The sequence below is a fragment of the Sorangium sp. So ce124 genome (genome assembly GCF_051525235.1).
In the GTDB taxonomy this organism is placed as follows: domain Bacteria; phylum Myxococcota_A; class Polyangia; order Polyangiales; family Polyangiaceae; genus Sorangium; species Sorangium atrum.
In genome coordinates this window covers 10,813,145-10,831,717 of the sequence record NZ_CP150312.1, presented here as the reverse complement: position 1 = coordinate 10,831,717, position 18,573 = coordinate 10,813,145, and the positions used below count along the sequence as shown (strand labels likewise).

Below are 18,573 nucleotides of genomic sequence, written 5' to 3'. Positions count from 1 at the left end.
AGGAGCGTCGAGGTGAGCGAGCTAGAGCAGCGGATCAAAGGCCTGTCGTCCCAGGAGCTCAAGGCGCTCGTCGCGAAGCTGAAGGGACAACGTCCGTCCGGCGACGGCGCGGCGGCGGGGCCGCAGCGGACCGGGACGCGGTCGAGGTTCCCCCTGTCGTTCGCGCAGCAGCGGCTCTGGTTCCTGTACCGATATGAGCCCGACAGCCCTGCCTACAACCTCCAGGGGGCCGCGCGGCTCCGGGGCTCGCTCGACGTGGCCGCGCTCGAGCGGGCCATCTCGCTCCTCGTGGAGCGGCACGAGATCTTGCGGACGCGCTTCGGCGAGGACGCCGAGGAGGCTTACCAGGAGGTGCTGCCGCCGTCCGGCGTCGCCGTGGCGGTCACGGACCTCTCCACGGTGGATCCGGCGGCGCGCGAGCGCGAGCTCGCCCTCCGGTGCGCAGAGATCGCCCAGGCGCCCTTCGTCCTGGAGCGAGGCGACCTCCTCCGGACAGCCCTCTTTCGCCTGGCCGCAGAGGAGCACGTCCTGCTCATGGCGACTCACCACATCGCCAGCGATCACTGGAGCTGGGGCGTGCTGCTCCGGGACCTCGGCGCGCTCTACAATGAGCTCGTCGCGGGGCGCGCCCCGCGGCTGGCCGAGCTGCCCGTCCGGTACGGCGATCACGCCGTCTGGCAGCGGAGCCAGTGGAGCCAGGAGCGCCTTCAACGGGCGCTCGCGTACTGGAAGGAGCGGCTGCGCGGCGCGCCGGCGCTCCTCGATCTTCCGCTGGACCGCCCGCGCCCGGCCTCGCAGGCGCACCGGGGGGCGAAGGCGTCGCTCACGCTGTCACCCCGGCTCGGCGCGGCGGTGAAGGCGCTGTGCCAGCGGGAGGGCGTCACCCTCTTCATGGCGCTCCTCGCCGCGTACCAGATCCTCCTCTGTCGCGTCACGCAGAAGCTCGACGTCGTCGTCGGGTCGCCCGTCGCCGGGCGGACGCGGCGAGAGATCGAGCCGCTCGCCGGGATGTTCGTCAACAACCTCGCGCTCCGCGCCGACCTCTCGGACAACCCCAGCTTCGTCGAGCTGCTCCGCCGCACGAAGCGCGACGTGCTCGACGCCTTCGCGCACGACGATCTGCCGTTCGAGCTGCTCGTGGAGGCGCTGCAACCCGAGCGGAGCACGTCCCACGCGGCGCTGTTCCAGACCCTGTTCATCCTGCAGACCGCGGCGGCCGATCTGCCGGCCTTCACGGGGCTCACGGTCGAGCCGGTCGAGGTGCCGGTGACGACATCGAAGTTCGACTGGACCGTCGAGGCCTGGGATCGCCCGCAGGGCCTCCGGCTCGATCTGGAGTACGACACCGACCTGTTCCGCAGCGATACGGCGGAGCGGATGCTCAGGAGCTACGAGGCGCTCCTGCGCGCGGCGGCGGCGCGCCCCGACACGCGCGTGCTCCACCTGCCGGTCGTGCACGAGGCCGACGCGCTGCACCTCGATCAATGGAACCGGACGGAGCGACCTTTTCCCGAGGAGCTCTGCGTCCACGAGCTCTTCGAGCGGCAGGCGCGGCGCCATCCGGGGCGCGTCGCGCTCGCGTTCGGTGAGGACGAGATCACGTACGGAGAGCTCGACCGCGCCTCGTCCCGCCTCGCGCGCCGGCTGCGCGCGATGGGCGTCGGCCCGGACGTCCCGGTCGCGATCTGCATGGAGCGATCGATCGATCTCGTCATCGGGCTGCTCGCGATCCTGAGATCGGGCGGCGCCTACGTGCCCCTGGATCCCGCGCTGCCGGGCGAGCGCATCGCCTATATCCTGCGCGACGTCGGGGCCGCCGTCCTGCTCACGCAGCGCGCGCTGCGGCTCCCGCTCGCCGGCGAGCCGCAGAGGACGGCGTTCTTCGAGGATCTCACCGAGGATTCCGGCCTGGCCGAGGAGCCGCTCGCGGCGCCGCCCTGCAGCCGGAACCTCGCGTACGTCATCTACACGTCGGGCTCGACCGGGCACCCGAAAGGCGTGCAGGTCGAGCACCGCAGCGTCGTGAACTTCCTTGAGGCGATGCGGGAAAGGCCCGGCCTCGACGCCGGCGACGTGCTGCTGTCGGTGACCACGGCGTCGTTCGATATCTCCGTCCTGGAGCTGTTTCTGCCGCTGAGCGTCGGCGGAAGGACGGTCCTCGTGTCCGCCGCCGAGGCGCGGGACGGCGCCGCGCTCCTGCGCGCGCTCGAGCGCTCGGGGGCGACGGTCATGCAGGCGACGCCGAGCACGTGGCGCCTCCTGCTCGCGGCGGGGTGGACGGGCAGCCCGCGCCTCCGCGCGCTGGCAGGCGGGGAGGCGCTGCCGCCGGACCTCGCCCGGGAGATCGGCGCGCGCGCGGGCTGCCTCTGGAACCTGTATGGCCCGACGGAGACGACCGTGTGGTCCGCCGCGGCGCGCGTCGACGATCCGGACAGGATCACCCTGGGATCCCCGATCGCCAACACGCGCATCTACCTCCTGGACGAGCGGCGCGAGCGGCTCCCGATCGGCGTGGCCGGGGAGCTGTACATCGGCGGAGCGGGCCTCGCCCGCGGGTATCACGGCCGGCCTGACCTGACCCGGGAGCGGTTCGTGGAAGACCCGTTCTCGCCGGCGCCGGGCGCGCGGATGTACCGCACCGGCGACCTGGCGCGGATCACGCACGACGGGCGGATCGAGTTCCTCGGCCGGATCGATCATCAGGTGAAGATCCGCGGCTTCCGCGTCGAGCTCGGCGAGATCGAGGCGACCGTGGCGCGCCACCCCGGCGTCGAGGAGTGCGTCTGCGCGGCGCACCGGGACGCGGTGGGCGAGGCGGTGCTCGTGGCCTATTACGTGCCCGCGGCGGGGCCGGTGAGCCCCGAGGCCCTCCGGGCGCACGCGCGCGCGTTCTTGCCCGAAGCCATGCTCCCGGCGCGCTTCGTCGAGCTGCCCCGGATGCCGCAGACGCCGAACGGCAAGATCGACCGCAAGGCGCTCCCGGGCCTGGACGCGCTGGAGCGCGCGCCGGCGCGCGATCGGCAGGAGCCGGCGACCGAGATGGAGAGGCTCGTGGCCGCCGTGTGGGAAGAGCTCCTCGGGCGCGCGCCGGGCAGGACCGACCATTTCTTCGAGCTCGGGGGCCATTCGCTGCTCGCGATGCGCGCCGTCTCCCGCATCCGCGAGCGCGCGGGCGCCGAGGTGCCGCTCCGGTGGCTGTTCGACACGCCGGCGCTCGCCGATCTGGCTCGGCGGATCGAGCAGATCGCGCGTCCGTCGACGCGTCCGGCGCTGCGCCGCCGCGACCCGGGCGGGGTGATCCCGCTGTCGTACGCGCAGACGCGGCTCTGGTTCCTGGATCGGCTGGCGCCCGGAACAGGGGCCTACAACGTCGGCGGCGCGGCCGAGATCGCGGGGCCCCTGTGCGTGCGCTCCCTGGAGCGCGCGATCCACGCCGTCATCGAGCGGCACGAGGCCCTCCGCACCGTGTTCCGCGTCGTGGACGGGGCTCCCGTCCAGATCGTCCAGCCATCGGCGCAGCTCGACTTCGAGGAGATCGATCATCGCGCGCTCGCCCGGGACGCGCGCGAGGCGGCGGCGCTCGCGCGGCTGCGGCGGATGGCCGGACACCCGTTCGACCTCGCCCGAGGCCCCCTGGTGCGGGCCGAGCTCGCGCGGCTCGACGACGAGCGGTACCTGTTCGCGTTCGCGATGCACCACATCGTGACGGACGGCTGGTCGCACGAGATCTTCGTGCGCGAGCTCGCCGCCGCTTATGAAGCGATCTCGGCAGGCGAGCGCCCGCGCTGGGAGCCGCTCCCGGTCCAGCACGGCGACCACGCGGTCCACGAGCGGCAGCGCTGGGACGAGGCGGCGCGCGGCGAGGAGATCGCCTTCTGGAAGGCCGAGCTCGCGGGGGCCAGCCAGACGCTCGATCTCCCGACGGATCACCCTCGCCCCGCGGAGAAGCGGTATCAGGGGGCGCGGCACCACTTCCGCTTTTCGCGGGCGCTGACCGAGGCCGTCGAGGACCTCGGCCGCGAGCGCGGCGTGACGCCGTTCATGGTCCTGATGGCCGGGTTCCTCGCGCTGCTCCACCGGCTCAGCGGGCAGGCGGACCTCCTCGTCGGGACGCCGATCGCTGGGCGCGATCACCGCGAGCTCGAGGGCGTCATCGGGTGCTTCGTAAACACTCTTGTATTCCGCGGCGATCTCGGGGACGACCCGCCCTTCGGCGCGCTCCTCGCCCGGGTGCGCGGCACCGCGGTGCGCGTGTTCGCGCACGCGGACATCCCCTTCGAGCGGCTCGTCAACGCCGTTCGACCGGAGCGAGATCTCGGCCGGACTCCGCTGTTCCAGGTGATGTTCGCCTTCCAGCCCAAGGTGCCAGCGCCGGTCTCGCTGGGCCGGGCGCGGGTGACGCCGATCGACCTGGATCCCGGCACATCTCAGTACGACATCACCCTGTCGATGCAGCGCGATGAAGCGACCCTGAGCGGTCATATCGAGTACGACACGGCGCTGTTCGGCGAGGCGACGATCGCGCGCCACGCCGAGCTCCTCCAGCGCCTCCTCACCGAGGCGGCGCGTGAGCCCGACAAGAGGGTCTCGGCGCTCCTCCGCCGCGAGGCGCTCGGACCCGCGGCGGCAGCGGCCGCGCGCCGGGGGCTCTCGGCGCCTGCGCTCCCGTTCGTGCGGAGCGACCTCGCGGGGGAGCCTCCTCGGCTCGTCCGCCGCGCCCGGCGCGTCGACGCCGGGCTCATCCGCGGGCTCGAGGCGCGCGCGGCGCTCCTCGGCGTGGCCCCGGGCGCCGCCGTCGCTGCCGCCTTCGCGCAGACGGTCGCCGCGTGGAGCACGTCGCCGCTGGCCGTCGTTGTCGGCGCGCCGGGCGAGCCGCCGAGCGGAATGGTGTCCGTCTCCATCGGCGCGGGGAGCGGGCACATCGAGGTGAGCCGCGGCGGCGAGGCGCCGTTCGTCGACCTCGCCCGGGCCTTCGACGAGGCCATCGCGCGCGCCGCACCCGGGGCACCAGCGCCGGACGAAGCCGAGCGGCACCCCGGCGCGACGGCCGCCCGGCTGCGCGTCTGTGCGCCCTTCCGAACCGAGGGAGGAGGACAAGGCACGCAGGCTCCCTGCATCGAGCACGAGATCCAGCAGGACGACGGGGGCTTCGTGCTGCACTTCGGCTCCGCCGACGATCTGTTCCCTGAAGGCCTCGCGGCGGATCTCCTGGACGCGTACGAGGCGCTCCTGAGCCGCCTCTCCCGGGACGGCGCGCCCTGGACCAGGGCGGCGACGGTCGAGCTCCCGGGGCGGCAACGCGCCGTCCGCGCCGGCGTCAACAGCACCACCCGTGAGGTCTCGAGCGATCTCCTGCACAGCGGGTTCATGCGGCAAGCGGCGCTGAACCCCGCTGCGCCGGCGGTCATCAGCCCCGAGAGGACGCTCACCTACGGGGAGCTCGATCGGAAGAGCAGCGCGCTCGCCCGGCGCCTGCGCGCGCTCGGAGCCCGGCCGAACGCGCTCGTCGCGGTGGCCGCGGCGAAGGGATGGGCGCAGATCGTGGCGATCCTGGCGGCCCTCAAATCGGGGGCAGCGTACCTGCCCGTCGATCCGGAGTGGCCCATCGAGCGCATCCGCGCGGTCCTGGATCAGGGGCAGGTGGAGATCGTCCTCACGCAGGAGCGTCTGACCTCCTCGCTGGCCTGGCCCGGGACCCTGCGCCTGATCGCGGTCGACGACGACAGCGCGTCCGCGTCGGAGGACGACAGCCCGGTCGCGGCGGTCCAGGGGCCGGACGATCTCGCCTATGTGCTGTTCACGTCGGGCTCGACGGGGAAGCCCAAGGGCGTGGCGCTCGACCACCGCGGTCCGCTGAACACGATCCTCGAGATCAACGAGCGCTTCCAGGTCTCCCCATCGGATCGCGCCCTCGCGCTCTCCGCCGTTCACTTCGATCTCTCGGTGTACGACGTGTTCGGCCTGCTCGGCGCGGGAGGCGCCCTGGTCATCCCCTCGCCCGAGGCAGCGCGGGATCCGGCGCACTGGCGGCACCTCATCGAGAGCCACCGGGTCACGGTCTGGAACTCGGTGCCTGCGCTGATGCAGATGTTCGTCGAGCACGTCGGCGGCGCTCCTCTGGCGTGCCCCTCGCTGCGCTGGGTCATCCTGAGCGGCGACTGGATCCCCGTGCCCCTGCCCGATCGGATCCGCCGCGCTTGCCCCGGGGCGCGGGTCATCGGCGCGGGGGGGCCGACGGAGACGTCGATCTGGTCGATCTTCTATCCCATCGGAGAGGTGGACTCGACCTGGAGGAGCATCCCTTACGGAAGGCCCCTCCCAAACCAGCGAGTCCACGTGCTCGACGAGCGCATGCAGAGTTGTCCCGACTGGGTCGTCGGCCGCATGTACGTCGGTGGGATCTGCCTCGCCCGCGGCTACTACCGGGATCCTGCGCAGACCGCGGAGCGCTTCCTCGAGCACCCGGAGACGGGCGAGCGGCTCTACTGGACCGGCGATCTCGGGCGATTCCTTCCGGACGGGAACATCGAGTTCATCGGGCGGGAAGACTTCCAGGTGAAGATCCAGGGAAACCGCATTGAGCTCGGGGAGATCGAGGCCGCGCTGGCGCAGCATCCCGAGGTCGAGCAAGCGGTTGTGTGCGTGGAGTCGACCCCGAGCGGGGCCAGGCGCCTCGTCGCCTGCTATGTGGCGGAGCGGGGCGCCGCGCTCGAGCCTCGCGCCCTGGAGAAGGTCGTCGCCGCGAGGCTGCCGCAGTACATGGTGCCCAGCGCGTGGGTCGCGCTGGAGCGCATGCCGCTGACGGCCAACGGCAAGGTCGATCGGAGCGCGCTCCTCGAGCTCGCTCGCCGCCACCCCCAGGGGGCCAGCCCGGCTTACCGGGCGCCGTCGTCGGAGGCAGAGCGCCGCATGGCCGCGCTCTGGGCCGGCGTCCTCAAGCTGGATCGGGTGGGCGTCGACGACAATTTCTTCGCGCTCGGAGGGGATTCGCTCCTTGGCATTGCGCTGGTCGAGCGGGCGCGGGAGGCGGGGCTCGATGTCACGCCGAGGCAGCTCTTCCAGCACCAGACGATCGCGCGCCTTTCGGCCGCCTGCGCCTCCCCGGACCGCGCGGCGGTGGACGTCGAACCAGAGAGTGGGGAGCGGCCGCTCACCGTCCTCCAGCGCTGGTATCTGGAGGAGGCCCGCGGGCGCACCCGCCCGGCGCGCTGGAACGTGAACCTGCTGCTGGAGGCCGTGGCGCCGCTCGATCTCGACAGGCTCGCGCGCGCTTCGCTCGTCCTCGTCAACCACCATGAGGCGCTCCGCGCGCGCTTCGAGCGCGCCCCGAGCGGCTTTCGCCAGGTGATCGACGCGCCGTGGACCGAGGCGCCGTTCGCCTGCGTGGATCTGTCCAGGATCCCGGAGGATCGGCGCCGGGCCGAGCTCGAGCGGCATTGCGACCGCATGCAGGACGAAGTCGAGCTCGAGCGCGGGCGGCTGTTCCGGATCGTGTTTTTCCGGTGGGACGAGCAGGGGCGAGGCCGGTTGTGGCTCAACGCGCACCACCTCGTCGTCGACTGGATGTCGATGATGATCGCCGCGCTCGATCTGCAATCCATCTACGATCAGCTCGCGACGACGGCCACGCCCCGCCTGCCGCCCACGGGCGCCTCGGCCGGCCGCTGGACACGCGCGCTCGAGCGGTGGGTGAGCGACGAGATCCTGCCGAACGAGCGCGCCTACTGGCTCTCGCTGCCCTGGGACGAGATCGATCTCCTCCCGGCGGACCACCCGGCGACGCGTCATCTCTATACGGTGGAGTCGGTCCGCGATCACTGGGCGTCGCTCTCGGAGCAGGAGTCTCAGGTCATCTTGCGGGACTTGCCGGCACGCTTCGGGGTGAGCACGGAGCACGCCCTCATCGCGGCGGTCCTCCGCGGCGTGACCGCCTGGACGGGCCGCGATTGGCAGGACATCATGGTCCTCAACTCGGGGCGTGATCTGATGCCCCATCGCCCGGAGCTCGACGCGTCGCGCACGGTGGGCTGGCTGAGCGCCGAGCGGGTGCTCGTGCTCCGGCGATCGAGCCAGGAAGAGCCGCTCGCGGCGCTGCTCGAGACGAGCCGGCAGATCGATCGCATCCCGAACGGGGGCCACGGCTACAACCTCCTCAAGTACCTGGGCGGCGACGCCCCGCTCAGCGCGGAGCTCGGGCGGCTCCGGAATCGACCGGGGATCCTGTTCAACTACCAGGGGCGCGTCGAGCCGCCTGCGCAGGGCTCGATCCTCCGCGTGGCGACCGAGTCCACGGGGTACGACGAGGCGGCGACGAACCTGCGGTTCAACCTGTTCGAGTGCCACGTCCTCGTCCGAGGAGGGGCCCTGACGTTCCGGTGGCGCTACAGCGCGAACGTGCATGCGCCGGCGACCGCGCAGCGGGTCGCCGGCTGCGTCATCGACGATCTGCGGGCGATCGCGCGCGCGTGCGGGTGAGCGGAGTCCGCGCCCGTGCGCGCGGCGGCGCGAGGGATGAACACACAACGTTTGGATGAGCCCCTATGAAGACGTTCGCAATCGAGTTGCCAGACCAGAGGGTCGTTCACGATCGCGTCCCCGACATGGCGAGGACGCTGCATCTCCAGGTGCAGGGCTACTTCAGGCCTCACGTGCAGAGCCTCCTGGCCAGCGGAGAGGTGACCGTGATCGACGTCGGCGCGAACATCGGACTCTTCGCGCTCGAGGTGCTGGAGCGCACCGGCGGACGGGCGCGGATCCACTGCTTCGAGCCGATCCCCGAGACGTTCGAGCTCCTCCGGATGAACCTGAGATCATCCGGATCGGAGCGCGTGCGCCTGCACCGCGCGGGCCTGGGTCGGGCCGCGGGCACGGCGACGTTTCACTACGCGCCACGCCAGGGCGCCATCTCCAGCATGTACGACATGATGGCGAGCGACGACAAACAGGCCACGCTCGCGGCCATCTACGACGAGCGGATCCGGGAGAAGCACCACGCGGATCTGCCGGCCTACATGAGGCACCTCCCGCGCGCGGTGAACTCGGTGCTCATCGACTGTCATGCCTGGTGGATGAGGCGTGGAATGAGGCGCGTGGAGTGCGCGCTCGAGACGCTGTCCGAGCTCATTGAGCGGGAGCAGATCGGGCAGATCGATTTGCTCAAGATCGACGCCGAGAAGGCCGAGATCGACGTGCTGGAGGGCATCCGCCCCGACGACTGGGGGAGGATCCGGGCCGTCGTCCTCGAGCTGCACGACTTCGGCGGGAGAGGTGAGCGTGTCCGGCGGATGCTGTGTGATCACGGGTTCGAGGTGGAGACTGACCAGATCTGCCCAGAGGACGTGATCATCACCATGGCGGGGTACCGGTAGAATGCGGGGGAGCGCCGTCCGCGGGGCGCTCGGCGGCTCCCCCCCTGCTCCGCCGTCAATCGCCGGTGGCAGGCAGCAGTCGCACTACACGCTGCGACCAGAGCTCGATCAGCTCGGCGATCACCGCCTCCCGATCCTCCACGCCGTCGAGCAGCTCGCGGAGCCGCTTCCGGCCGTCGGCCCGCCAGAGGACCTCGAATGCCTCGGCGGAGACAGGGGTTCGTGCGTCATTGTAGGTCGTGACGATCGCTCGCTCGACCTCGTAGCCGCCCGGCGTGGGCCCTCGCAGCGAGAGCAGCTTCACGAAGGTCGGAAACGAAGGGACGAGCTCCGCATAGGCCGACAGCGGCACCGGCTTCTTGTGGACGAGGTGGTCGCCGACGACGAGCTTGTCGAGCCGCGTCGTCAGAAAACAGGTCACGCAGTCGTCGACCGAATCGACGATCGGCTCGGCGTTGTTGTTGAAGGAGGTGTTGAGCACCACCGGCACGCCGGTGATGTCGCCGAAGGCCCGGATGAGCTGCCAGAAGCGCGGGTTCGTGCGCCTGGAGACCGTCTGGACCCGCGCGGTCCCGTCCACGTGCGTGACGGCGCCGAGCAGCTGTCGCTTCTGTTCGTGGACGGGCACGGTGAAGATCATGAACGGCATGGTCTCCGCGCCGCCGAGATCGAAATAGTCGCGCGCGTCCTCCTCCGTCACCGCGGGGGCGAAGGGCCGGAACTCCTCGCGCTTCTTCACCATGGCGTTGATGATGTCCTTGTTCGCCGCCGGCCTAGGATCCGCCAGGATGCTGCGGTTGCCGAGCGCGCGGGGGCCGAACTCGGAGCGGCCCTGCGCCCACCCGATCACGCTGCCCGCCGCGAGCAGCTCGGCGGCGGCCTTCGGCGCGTCGGCGAGCTCCTCCACGCGGACGAAATCGCGCCACGCGTCGAGCGCTCTCCCGACCTCGCCCCGCTCGCCGATGTGCCTCCCCCAGTACAGGTGGCTCATCGCGGGCATCCGCCGCGCCGGGGCCTTTCGCGCGTGCACGGCCATCGCGGAGCCGAGCGCGCAGCCGGCGTCGTGCGCGGCCGGCTGGACGAACACCCGCTCGAACAGCCCGGAGCGGAGGATCTTCCCGTTCAAGGTGCAGTTGTGCGCGACGCCGCCCGCGAAGCAGAGGCTCCCCTGCCCGGTCTCGCGCTGGAAGTGCCGCAGGCAATGGAAGACGATGGTCTCGAGCGCCTCCTGGAGCGAGGCGGCGATGTCCTTGTGGTCCTGCGTGATCGGCTCCCGCGGCGCGCGCGGCCGGATCGCGCCGTGGAGATCGACGATCTTGTCGAAGTCGATGGCCCAGGCGCCCTCCGGGAGCAGCGCGACCATCGCCTGGAACAGCGCCCGGTACCTGCGCGGATCGCCGTAGGGGGCGAGACCCATGACCTTGTACTCGTCGAAGAGCGAGAACCCGAGGAACCGTATCACCTGGACGTAGAAATTGCCCAGCGAGTCGCGCTCCGGGATGTCTCTCAACGGGTGAAGCTCTCCGCCGGAGCCGATGGAGACGGATCCCGACTCGCCGTCGCCGCAGCCGTCGAGCGTCAGGACCAGGCTGCTCTCGTACCCCGACCCGGTCAGGGCGCTCATCGCGTGGGCCGTGTGATGCTTGACGAACTGGATGCGCTCGGGCCCCACGTCGACGCCGAACTCGGCGAGCACGAGGCGCCTCATGACGTCGTTCGCCGTGCGCAGCTCGGGGCCGGCGGAGAAGAGCCCGCGCTTCACCTGGGCGTCGCACCATTCTTCGCTGATGTAAAAGCAGAGGTGGTCGACCTCGTCGACGCGGAGCCCCCGGCTCTCCAGGCAGAAGCGGGCCGCCTGGAACGGGGCCTTGTTCGAGTGCTTGAGGCGGTTCAGCCGCTCCTGCTCGATCGCCGCGACGACCTCGCCGTCCTCGAGGAGGACGGCGGCGCCGTCATGCGACGTCGCCGCGTTGAATGCTGGTCTCGGATAACCGAGATGGTCCGGCTCGTGACCCCCGCTGATTCCAAGGATTCGCATGAATGGAGGGTAGCCTTCGAATGCGATAAGTAAAGCTCGCTCACGCGCAGATCGACGCGCTGACACGGCGATCCATGCGAGATTCGAGCGGCGCGTTCGACGGGCCGAGCGGGGCTTCTTTTATTTTGCAGGAGGCAATCCGCACGACGGGGTCGTAGAGCGGGCGCCGCGGCGCCAGGCGAAGCTCAGCACTCGCACTCGTCCTCCCCTTCATAGGACTTGGCGACGAAGCTCATGTCGTACGGGTAGTTGGCCTCGGGCGGTCCATAGACGCGGAGCAGCAGATCGTTCGCCGAATCCGCGCCCCCTCCATCGAGCCATACCCGTCCATGATCGCTCTCCTCGGCCCCGAGGAGCTCCATCGTGGCAGCGCTGTAGACCTCCACGATCAACGTGTTCTCTGGGCCGGAGGGCGGAGTATACTGCTCACAACCCGAGCCGCACAGCCCTGCCCCAGAGGCCAGGACGCGAAGGCTCCAGTTGACCTCCTCGATCCCGAGAGAGGTGGTGTCGAGCAGGTACCAGTCCTCGTCGCCCTGGCAGAGGACGAGATCGAGCTTCGAAAACCACGCGCTGGGACCGAGGCTGTCGTCGGTATGGTCATAGGCGAGCGGGGCCGCCGAGGTGGACGCGTCGTTCGCCTCGTAGGCGTCGTCCGCGCAAACAGACGCTCCGCCGCTCCCGGTCGCGGCCCCGCCCACACCAGCCCCACCACTGCCGCCGCTGCCGCCGCTGCCGCCGCTGCCGCCGCTGCCGCCGCTGCCGCCGCTGCCGCCGCTGCCGCCGCTGCCGCCGCTGCCGCCGCTGCCAGCGCTGCCAGCGCTGCCAGCGCTGCTACCGCTGCCGCTGATGCCGCTGCCGCTGATGCCGGTACCGCCGCTGCCGCTGGCATCGCTGCCACCGCCTCCTTCGGCGCCTGGGCCTACGGCATCGTCCAGCCAGCGCGAGCAAGACGGCGTTGCAAACAAAGACGCGTAGAGCGCTGCGACCCCCATGAGACGAACCGAGCTACGAATGAGCGACATAATAACTCCACTGGGCACAGGTGAACGACGAACTCCAGGACAGAACCTCGCCCTCGAGGCGCGAACATCGAGCGTTCGCACGAATCCGCACGAATCAGGCTCAGAAGCCAATCATCAGCTCACATCATTTTCACATGCTCGCGACTCCTTCCTTTTTCATGGCGCCATCCCTGTCACCGCGTATCCTTGTCGGCGATGGATCCGCATCGTTTGATCGTCCCTCATCGCTCTCGTGATCGCCGCCGTCCTCGTCGCCCTCATTCGATGCGCTCGCGCGCCGATCGCGGAGCTCGCTTCCGGAGCATCGCGTGGGGCGCCGCGCTCGCCGCCGCCCTGGGGTGCCGTTCGTCGCCTACTCCGCCGGCCCGTCAGGAAGTCATCGACATCCATGTGCACCTGACGGAGGCCAACGCGGTGGCACCATTGCTCGCGCACATGGCCAAGCATCACATCGATCGCACCGTCATCCTGGCGAGCCCGGACCTGACAAGCGGCCGCGGCGGCTCGGGCCTCTCCGGCTACCGCGCAGGCAACGACATCGTCCTCGACGCCGCAGCGGCTCACCGTGGAAAGCTCATTCCCTTCGTCACCCTGGATCTGGGTCACGACGACCTCGCGTACCTCGCCGAGCTGCGCAGCCGAGGCGCCTGCGGCGTGAAGCTTTACCAGGGGCACAACCTCTTTCACGAGCGTCCCCTCGACGACCCCTCGCACCAGGCGATGTGGCAGGCGCTCGCGGATCAGGCGATTCCGGTTCTCCTTCATGCCAACACCGTCCGTTACAGGAGCGAGCTCGAGGCGGTCCTGCGCGCCTTCCCCGACCTGCAGCTCGTGTGCGCGCACCTCTGCGGCAGCCGCACCGACCTCGCGCGCATGGAGTCCCTGATGGAGGCGTTTCCGCGCCTCCTCGTCGACACGAGCCATGGCTCTGCCGGCCCGGCGACAGAGGGGTTCGCGAGCCTCGAGCGGGATCGCGCCCAGCTCCTCAGGCTGTTCTCTCGCTGGCCCGAGCGCTTCCTGTTCGGGACCGACCTTGTGACCAGCGGACTGGACCCCATGTCCATGGAGCTGTGGGACCTGCAGGCGGAGTCGAACATGGGTCTCTTGAAAGAGGACAAGTTTCGCTTCTTTCGTCAAACCGCCGATCGTCAATCGGCCCGCACCATCGGCACCTATCAGGGCCTTCACCTGCCCCCCGAGCTCCTCGGCCCCGCCCTCGGAGGGAACGCCGCGCGATGGCTCGGCGCCTGCCTGCGCTGAGGGCCATCTCGCGGACCGCCGTCCGCGGCCTCAGGGGCCGAAATTCGCGAGGAAAATCGCCCGGGTAGGCGCCGGAGCCACCAGCGGCCCGGTGCCAAAGTCGATGGTGCCGAAGAACGGGCCGGCGGCGTACACATCGCCGGTCGCGTCCATGGCCGTGGAGTAGCCGTACTGTTGCTCCCTGCCGCCTGTGTGCTTCACCCAGCGGACCGTGCCCGTCGCATCGAGCTTCGCGACGAAGGCATCGCCGTAGGTGCAGTCCATCAGGCCCGTGCCGAAGTCGACGTCGCCGTACATCAAGCCGGTGATCGCGATGTCGCCGTCCACGGTCGCCGCGGCGTCCAGCGCCGACTGCGGGCCATACTGCCCGAGGCGCTTGGCCCAGAGGAGCTCGCCTGCCGGGTTCAGCTTGGTCACGAAGGCGTTGCCGCCCCACGTGACAGAGCCGGACTCGAGAGGACCGTACCCTCCTGCGCTCACCAGCGGACCTGCGCCGAAATCCACGATCCCGAGGAACGTCCCGCTGATGACGACGTTTCCAGCGCCGTCGACCGCGACGCCGTACGCCCGCTGGAGCGCCTCGTCGCCGAACCGTTTGCTCCAGACGTGCTCACCGGCAGCATCGAGCTTCGCCACGAAGATATCCTCGCTGCCCGCGGTGGTCAGCGGCCCGCCGCCGAGGTCGATCGTCTCGGCGTAATAGTCGCCGAAGCTGCCGGCGAGGACGACGCTGCCCGACGCGTCGAGGGCGACGTTGTGGATCTCCGTGTAGCCGAGCTGCTTGCTCCAGAGGCAATTCCCCGCAGGGTCGAACTTCGCGATGAACGAGTCGATGTCACCGACGCTGGTCAGTGAGGCGCCGCAGACGCTGATCTGGCCCATGAACGTCCCTGTCACGACGACGTTCCCGGCTGCATCCATGGCGAGGCTGTCGGCCCATTGATCGCCATCGACGCCGATTCGAGCCGACCAGACGTGATCTCCGTCTGCCGTGAAGACGGCCACGAAGGCATCGCCGTCCGACTCCTGCCCCGCGAGCAAACCACCTCCGAAATCGACGCCGGTCCCGTAATACGTACCCGCCGTGGCAATGAGCCCTGCCTCGTTGACCGCGACGTCACGCGGGTAGGCGGAACCGGAGAATTCCTTGTGCCAGAGGGGTTCTCCTTCGCCGTCGAATGTCGCGAGGGAAAAGACCAGGTTGCCCCCGGTCGAGAGCGGACCGTCGCCGAAGTCGACGCCATCGGCGACCGCCGTCGCGACGACGAGGTTGCCGGCCTCGTCCGCGGCGATGCGGCTGCCCGTCCAGACCAAGGGTTGGCCTCGGTCCGCGGCGAAGTGCCGGCTCCACAGAGGATCGCCGCTGCCGACGGCGCCGCCGGCGCCTGCGCCGCCACTGCCGGCGGCGGCGTCGCTGCCGCCCGCGCCGCCGCTGCCGCCCGCGCCGCTACCGCCGGCCCCACCGCTGCCACCTGCGCCGCCGCCGCCGGCCCCGCCCTCTCCCGTCGCGCCACCTCCGGCGCCATCATCGCGTATGGGATCGAGCGGGATCCTGTCGCATGCGGCGACAAGCGTCATGAGCACGGTGCATCCAGGTACGAGGAGCTGTTTCAAGGAGGTCTCTCCGATCGCGATTGAAGAAGCGCGCGTGGCCTGCTCCTATGAATGGCCGCCTGTCGTGGCGGCGGCTCACCGCTGGACGACGACGCCGAACGAGAACGACGCGAGCGGGCTGAACGTCGAGATCACCCGTCCTGCAAAGCGGATATCGACAGGCGGGATCGCCGCGCCGCCGAGCGCGCCCGCCGTGAGAACCACGGAGTCGATGAGCCGGAAACGCGCCTCGCCTCGCCCGTACACGAGGGCGGTGAACGTGGACTCGTCGCTGTCGATATAGGGCGGTCTCGCATCGCCGGACGCGCTCACGTAGCTGAGACCCACGCCGGGGGAGAGGACGAGTCCGAAGCGACGGCTCCTCTCGATGGGCGCGAGGGCGAGCTCGGCGCCGAAGAGCGAGCGGCGAAAGCGAACCTTGCCTTCCGCCGCCTCGATCTCCGGACCGATGATCGACAGGTCCGCCAGGAGCCCGGCGCCGATCCGGGCCGATGGCCAGATGCGGAGCGAGGCATCGAGCGCCAGCGAGGCGCCGGGCGCCTGCCATCCCAGGGCGATCGCGACACCCACCTCGACGAGCGGGGCCCTGGGCGCCGCGGGCAACGCGAACGGCGGCGAGGGCGGCGCCCAGGCGCGGAGCGGCGGGCTCCCCCACGCCTCGCCGGGCAACGCGGCAGGAGGCGCGACGGGAGAGGGCTGGACCGGAGCCGGCGCGACGGCCGCCGGCTCCGGTCCGACGGCCGCCGGCGCTGGTCCGGCGGCTCCGGCGGGGGCCCCGGCCGTCGACCGGAGCGCCCGCACCAGCTCCGCCGCGCGGAGCACCCGGGTGTCGAGCGGGCCGTCGGGCGCCACGCTCGCGACCAGGTCCGCGCGCCCGCTCGAGTCCGACCAGATCTCGATCGCTCCCTGCTCGCCTTCAGGGATGACGATGAGCAGCCCGCCGGAACCAGCCGCCGCCGGGCTCGCCTCGACCCGTACCTGCAGGCCCGCCGCTTCGAGCTCCTGCGACAGGCGGTACGCCAGCGCCCCGCGCGCGCCGGCGACGACCGTGATCGGCGGCGCCTCGTCGGCGGAGCACGGGGCCGCGAACGCCGCGAACGCCGCGAACGTCAGCGAAGCGACGAGCGCGCAGCAGATCGAGCTCGCCACGGCGCGCGCTCCCGGCGAGCGCAGGCGGCGCCGGCGTGGCGGCAGCGACCTCCGCGGGCGAAGGCTCGATCCAGCGTGCAGGCTGCCGAGCGGAGACCTCAATCGGCCCCATGGACGAGCGTCGCCGCGAGCCCGGCGTGGGCGCCGTTCGGGTACGCCGCGAGGTAGCGCGCGGCGAGCTCGCTGGCGCGCGCGCGGAGCTGGAGGTTCCTCGCGCACTCGATCGAGCGGCCGAGCGCCTCCGGCGCGAGCGCGCCGCGCGGCCTCTCCGCGAGGTACACGGCGAACCAGCGCTCGGCCTCCGCCCAGGCGCCGCGCCCGTCGAACGCCATGCGACCGAGGTGGTACGCCGCTGCGGCCGCGGCGTCGCTCCCGGCAAACCGCTGGCGCGCGGCCTCGTAGAACCGGGCCGCGACGCTCGGCTTGCGCGAAAGCCGCGCCGCGGAGCCGAGATCGACGAGCTCCGCGCCGCTGGCGCGCCCGAGCACCGTGTCGATGCCCAGGAGCTCCACGTCCGCGAGCGCCTCGCCGAGCTTGCCCGCGGCGAGGTGCGCGCGCCAGCGCTCGGCGGGAGAGTCGGCCAGGGGCTCGCCCGCGCGGGCCCGCGGCGAGCCAAGGGACGGCGGCGCGGGAGCGGACGCGGCCGCGCTCGGGCTCGGGAGGGGGGCGGGAGGCCGAGCCGACGGGCTTGCCTCCGGATCAGGCGCCGGCGACGACGCCTGCGGCGCAACGGGTCGAGGAGCCGCGCACGTCAGCCGCGTCGCTTCGGGGGCGGCGACCGCGCGCCCCGATGGGTCGACGCACGGGCCCAGGATGCGCACGCGGCCGGTGATCATCGAGACCGTGAGCTCCTCGGCCTCCGTGTTCCACGTGACGTCGAACTCGGTGCCGATCACGTGGACCTCGAAAGGCCCCCCGGCCACGACCCACCGGGTGTCATCGCGATGCACGACGCGCACGCGCAGCGAGCCGCGCTCGAGGAGGACGCTCGCGCCCCGGGGGCCGACCTCGGTCACGCGGGCGCGCGTCCCGGGCGCGAGGTCCACGCGCGACCCGTCGGAGAAGTCGAGCCCGACCTGCGACGCGTCCGCCGCCACCCACCGGCCGACGGCGCCCGGCGCCCCTGCGACCCGGTAGGTCAGCGGGTCGCCCGGCCGGAACAGCACGAACCAGAGGACCGAAGCGGCGACGCACGCCGCGGCGAGCGCGACGCCGAGCCGCCGTGAGAGGGGAGCCGCCCCGGCGTTCAGCGAGAGCGCGGCCTCCTTGCGGTAGATCGCCTGGAGCCGATCCGTGGTCGACGGCCGCACCAGCCGCTCGAGCGCGGCGTCCTGGTGCGCGGCGACCCGGCGCCCCACGGCCGCGACGTCTTTGGTCCTCACGTCCATCGGTCGCCCTCCGCGAGCCAGGTAGAGAGAACTTCGTCCTTCTTGCAGCGCTCGACGAACGCGAGCTCCGCGCGCTGGATCCGGCGCTTGACGGTGGCGAGCGACACCTTGCACGCGGCGGCCACCTCGGTGAGCTCCTGGCCCTCGACGATGCGCAGCGTGAAGGCCAGCCGATCGTCGGCGTCGAGCGTCTCCAGGGCGCGGTAGAAGGCACGCACGCCCTGCCGGGCCTCCGGGTCGGCGCTGGCCGCGACCTCCGGCATCTCGTCGCTCGCGAAGAATGCGAGCCAGCGGTGCCTGCGCTTCTTGCGGAGCGCCTCGCGCGCGACGAACACGGTGACGCTGGTGATGAAGGCCTTCAGCGCCTCGGGCTCGCGCACGTCGTCGATGCGGGAGAACACCCGGGCGAACACGTCCTGGACCAGATCCTCGAGGCTCCGGACGTCGCCAAGGATGCGAAACAGCATCCGCTCGACGAGGCCCGCGTAAGCGTCGAGCAGGCGGCGCTCCGCCGCGGGGTTCCTGGCGTGCAGGCCGCGCAGGATGTCGGCTGAGGTGAGCTGCGCGCCGGCAGGGCCGTCCGGTGGACGGGGCTTTCGAACGACGCGGAGGTGCGCGGACATCGGGTAGCCTCTAGATGGCCGGCCCCCGCCGCGACGGCTCAGATCGGGCGTGCGGCGTCGCCGTGCGCCCCCGCTCCTGGATCATGCTTCGACCCGGCGCCTCGGGAT

Annotated in this window: 9 protein-coding genes; 3 read left to right on the top strand and 6 right to left on the bottom strand. The window is 71.3% G+C overall.

What is annotated here, in order from left to right:
* Window positions 1-12 precede the first annotated feature (12 nt).
* Window positions 13-8,475 (top strand): amino acid adenylation domain-containing protein, encoded by an 8,463-nt coding sequence (locus WMF19_RS40715; RefSeq protein WP_437895305.1) that lies wholly within the window; start codon window positions 13-15, stop codon window positions 8,473-8,475.
* 65 nt (window positions 8,476-8,540) lie between these two features.
* Window positions 8,541-9,368 (top strand): FkbM family methyltransferase, encoded by an 828-nt coding sequence (locus tag WMF19_RS40710; RefSeq protein ID WP_437895304.1) that lies wholly within the window; start codon window positions 8,541-8,543, stop codon window positions 9,366-9,368.
* Between the two features lie 55 nt (window positions 9,369-9,423).
* Here WMF19_RS40710 and WMF19_RS40705 read toward each other — a convergent pair whose 3' ends face one another.
* Window positions 9,424-11,406, bottom strand: a complete 1,983-nt coding sequence (locus WMF19_RS40705; protein WP_437895303.1) for a carbamoyltransferase family protein — start codon at window positions 11,404-11,406, stop codon at window positions 9,424-9,426.
* A 185-nt stretch (window positions 11,407-11,591) separates the two neighbouring features.
* Window positions 11,592-12,431, bottom strand: coding sequence for a hypothetical protein (locus tag WMF19_RS40700; RefSeq protein WP_437895302.1), 840 nt, complete (start codon window positions 12,429-12,431; stop codon window positions 11,592-11,594).
* Between the two features lie 195 nt (window positions 12,432-12,626).
* Between WMF19_RS40700 and WMF19_RS40695 the strand changes: the two genes are divergently transcribed.
* A complete protein-coding gene (locus tag WMF19_RS40695; RefSeq protein ID WP_437895301.1) occupies window positions 12,627-13,691 on the top strand; it encodes an amidohydrolase family protein in 1,065 nt (354 codons plus the stop codon).
* A gap of 30 nt (window positions 13,692-13,721) precedes the next feature.
* Here the strand turns inward: WMF19_RS40695 and WMF19_RS40690 are convergent, their stop codons facing one another.
* From WMF19_RS40690 to WMF19_RS40675, 4 genes are all read right to left on the bottom strand, one after another.
* Complete coding sequence (locus WMF19_RS40690; protein WP_437895300.1) at window positions 13,722-15,305, bottom strand: hypothetical protein; 1,584 nt, start codon at window positions 15,303-15,305, stop codon at window positions 13,722-13,724.
* A 75-nt stretch (window positions 15,306-15,380) separates the two neighbouring features.
* Window positions 15,381-16,454 carry a hypothetical protein gene (locus WMF19_RS40685; RefSeq protein WP_437895299.1) on the bottom strand — a complete coding sequence of 358 codons (1,074 nt, stop codon included), beginning with the start codon at window positions 16,452-16,454 and terminating at the stop codon, window positions 15,381-15,383.
* A 98-nt stretch (window positions 16,455-16,552) separates the two neighbouring features.
* The gene (locus WMF19_RS40680) at window positions 16,553-17,836 is read right to left on the bottom strand and encodes a FecR domain-containing protein (protein WP_437895298.1); all 1,284 of its coding nucleotides are present in this window, start codon (window positions 17,834-17,836) and stop codon (window positions 16,553-16,555) included.
* Window positions 17,833-18,465, bottom strand: a complete 633-nt coding sequence (locus tag WMF19_RS40675; RefSeq protein WP_437794294.1) for an RNA polymerase sigma factor — start codon at window positions 18,463-18,465, stop codon at window positions 17,833-17,835. Before WMF19_RS40675 ends, WMF19_RS40680 begins: the two co-directional genes overlap by 4 nt.
* Window positions 18,466-18,573: the final 108 nt, after the last annotated feature.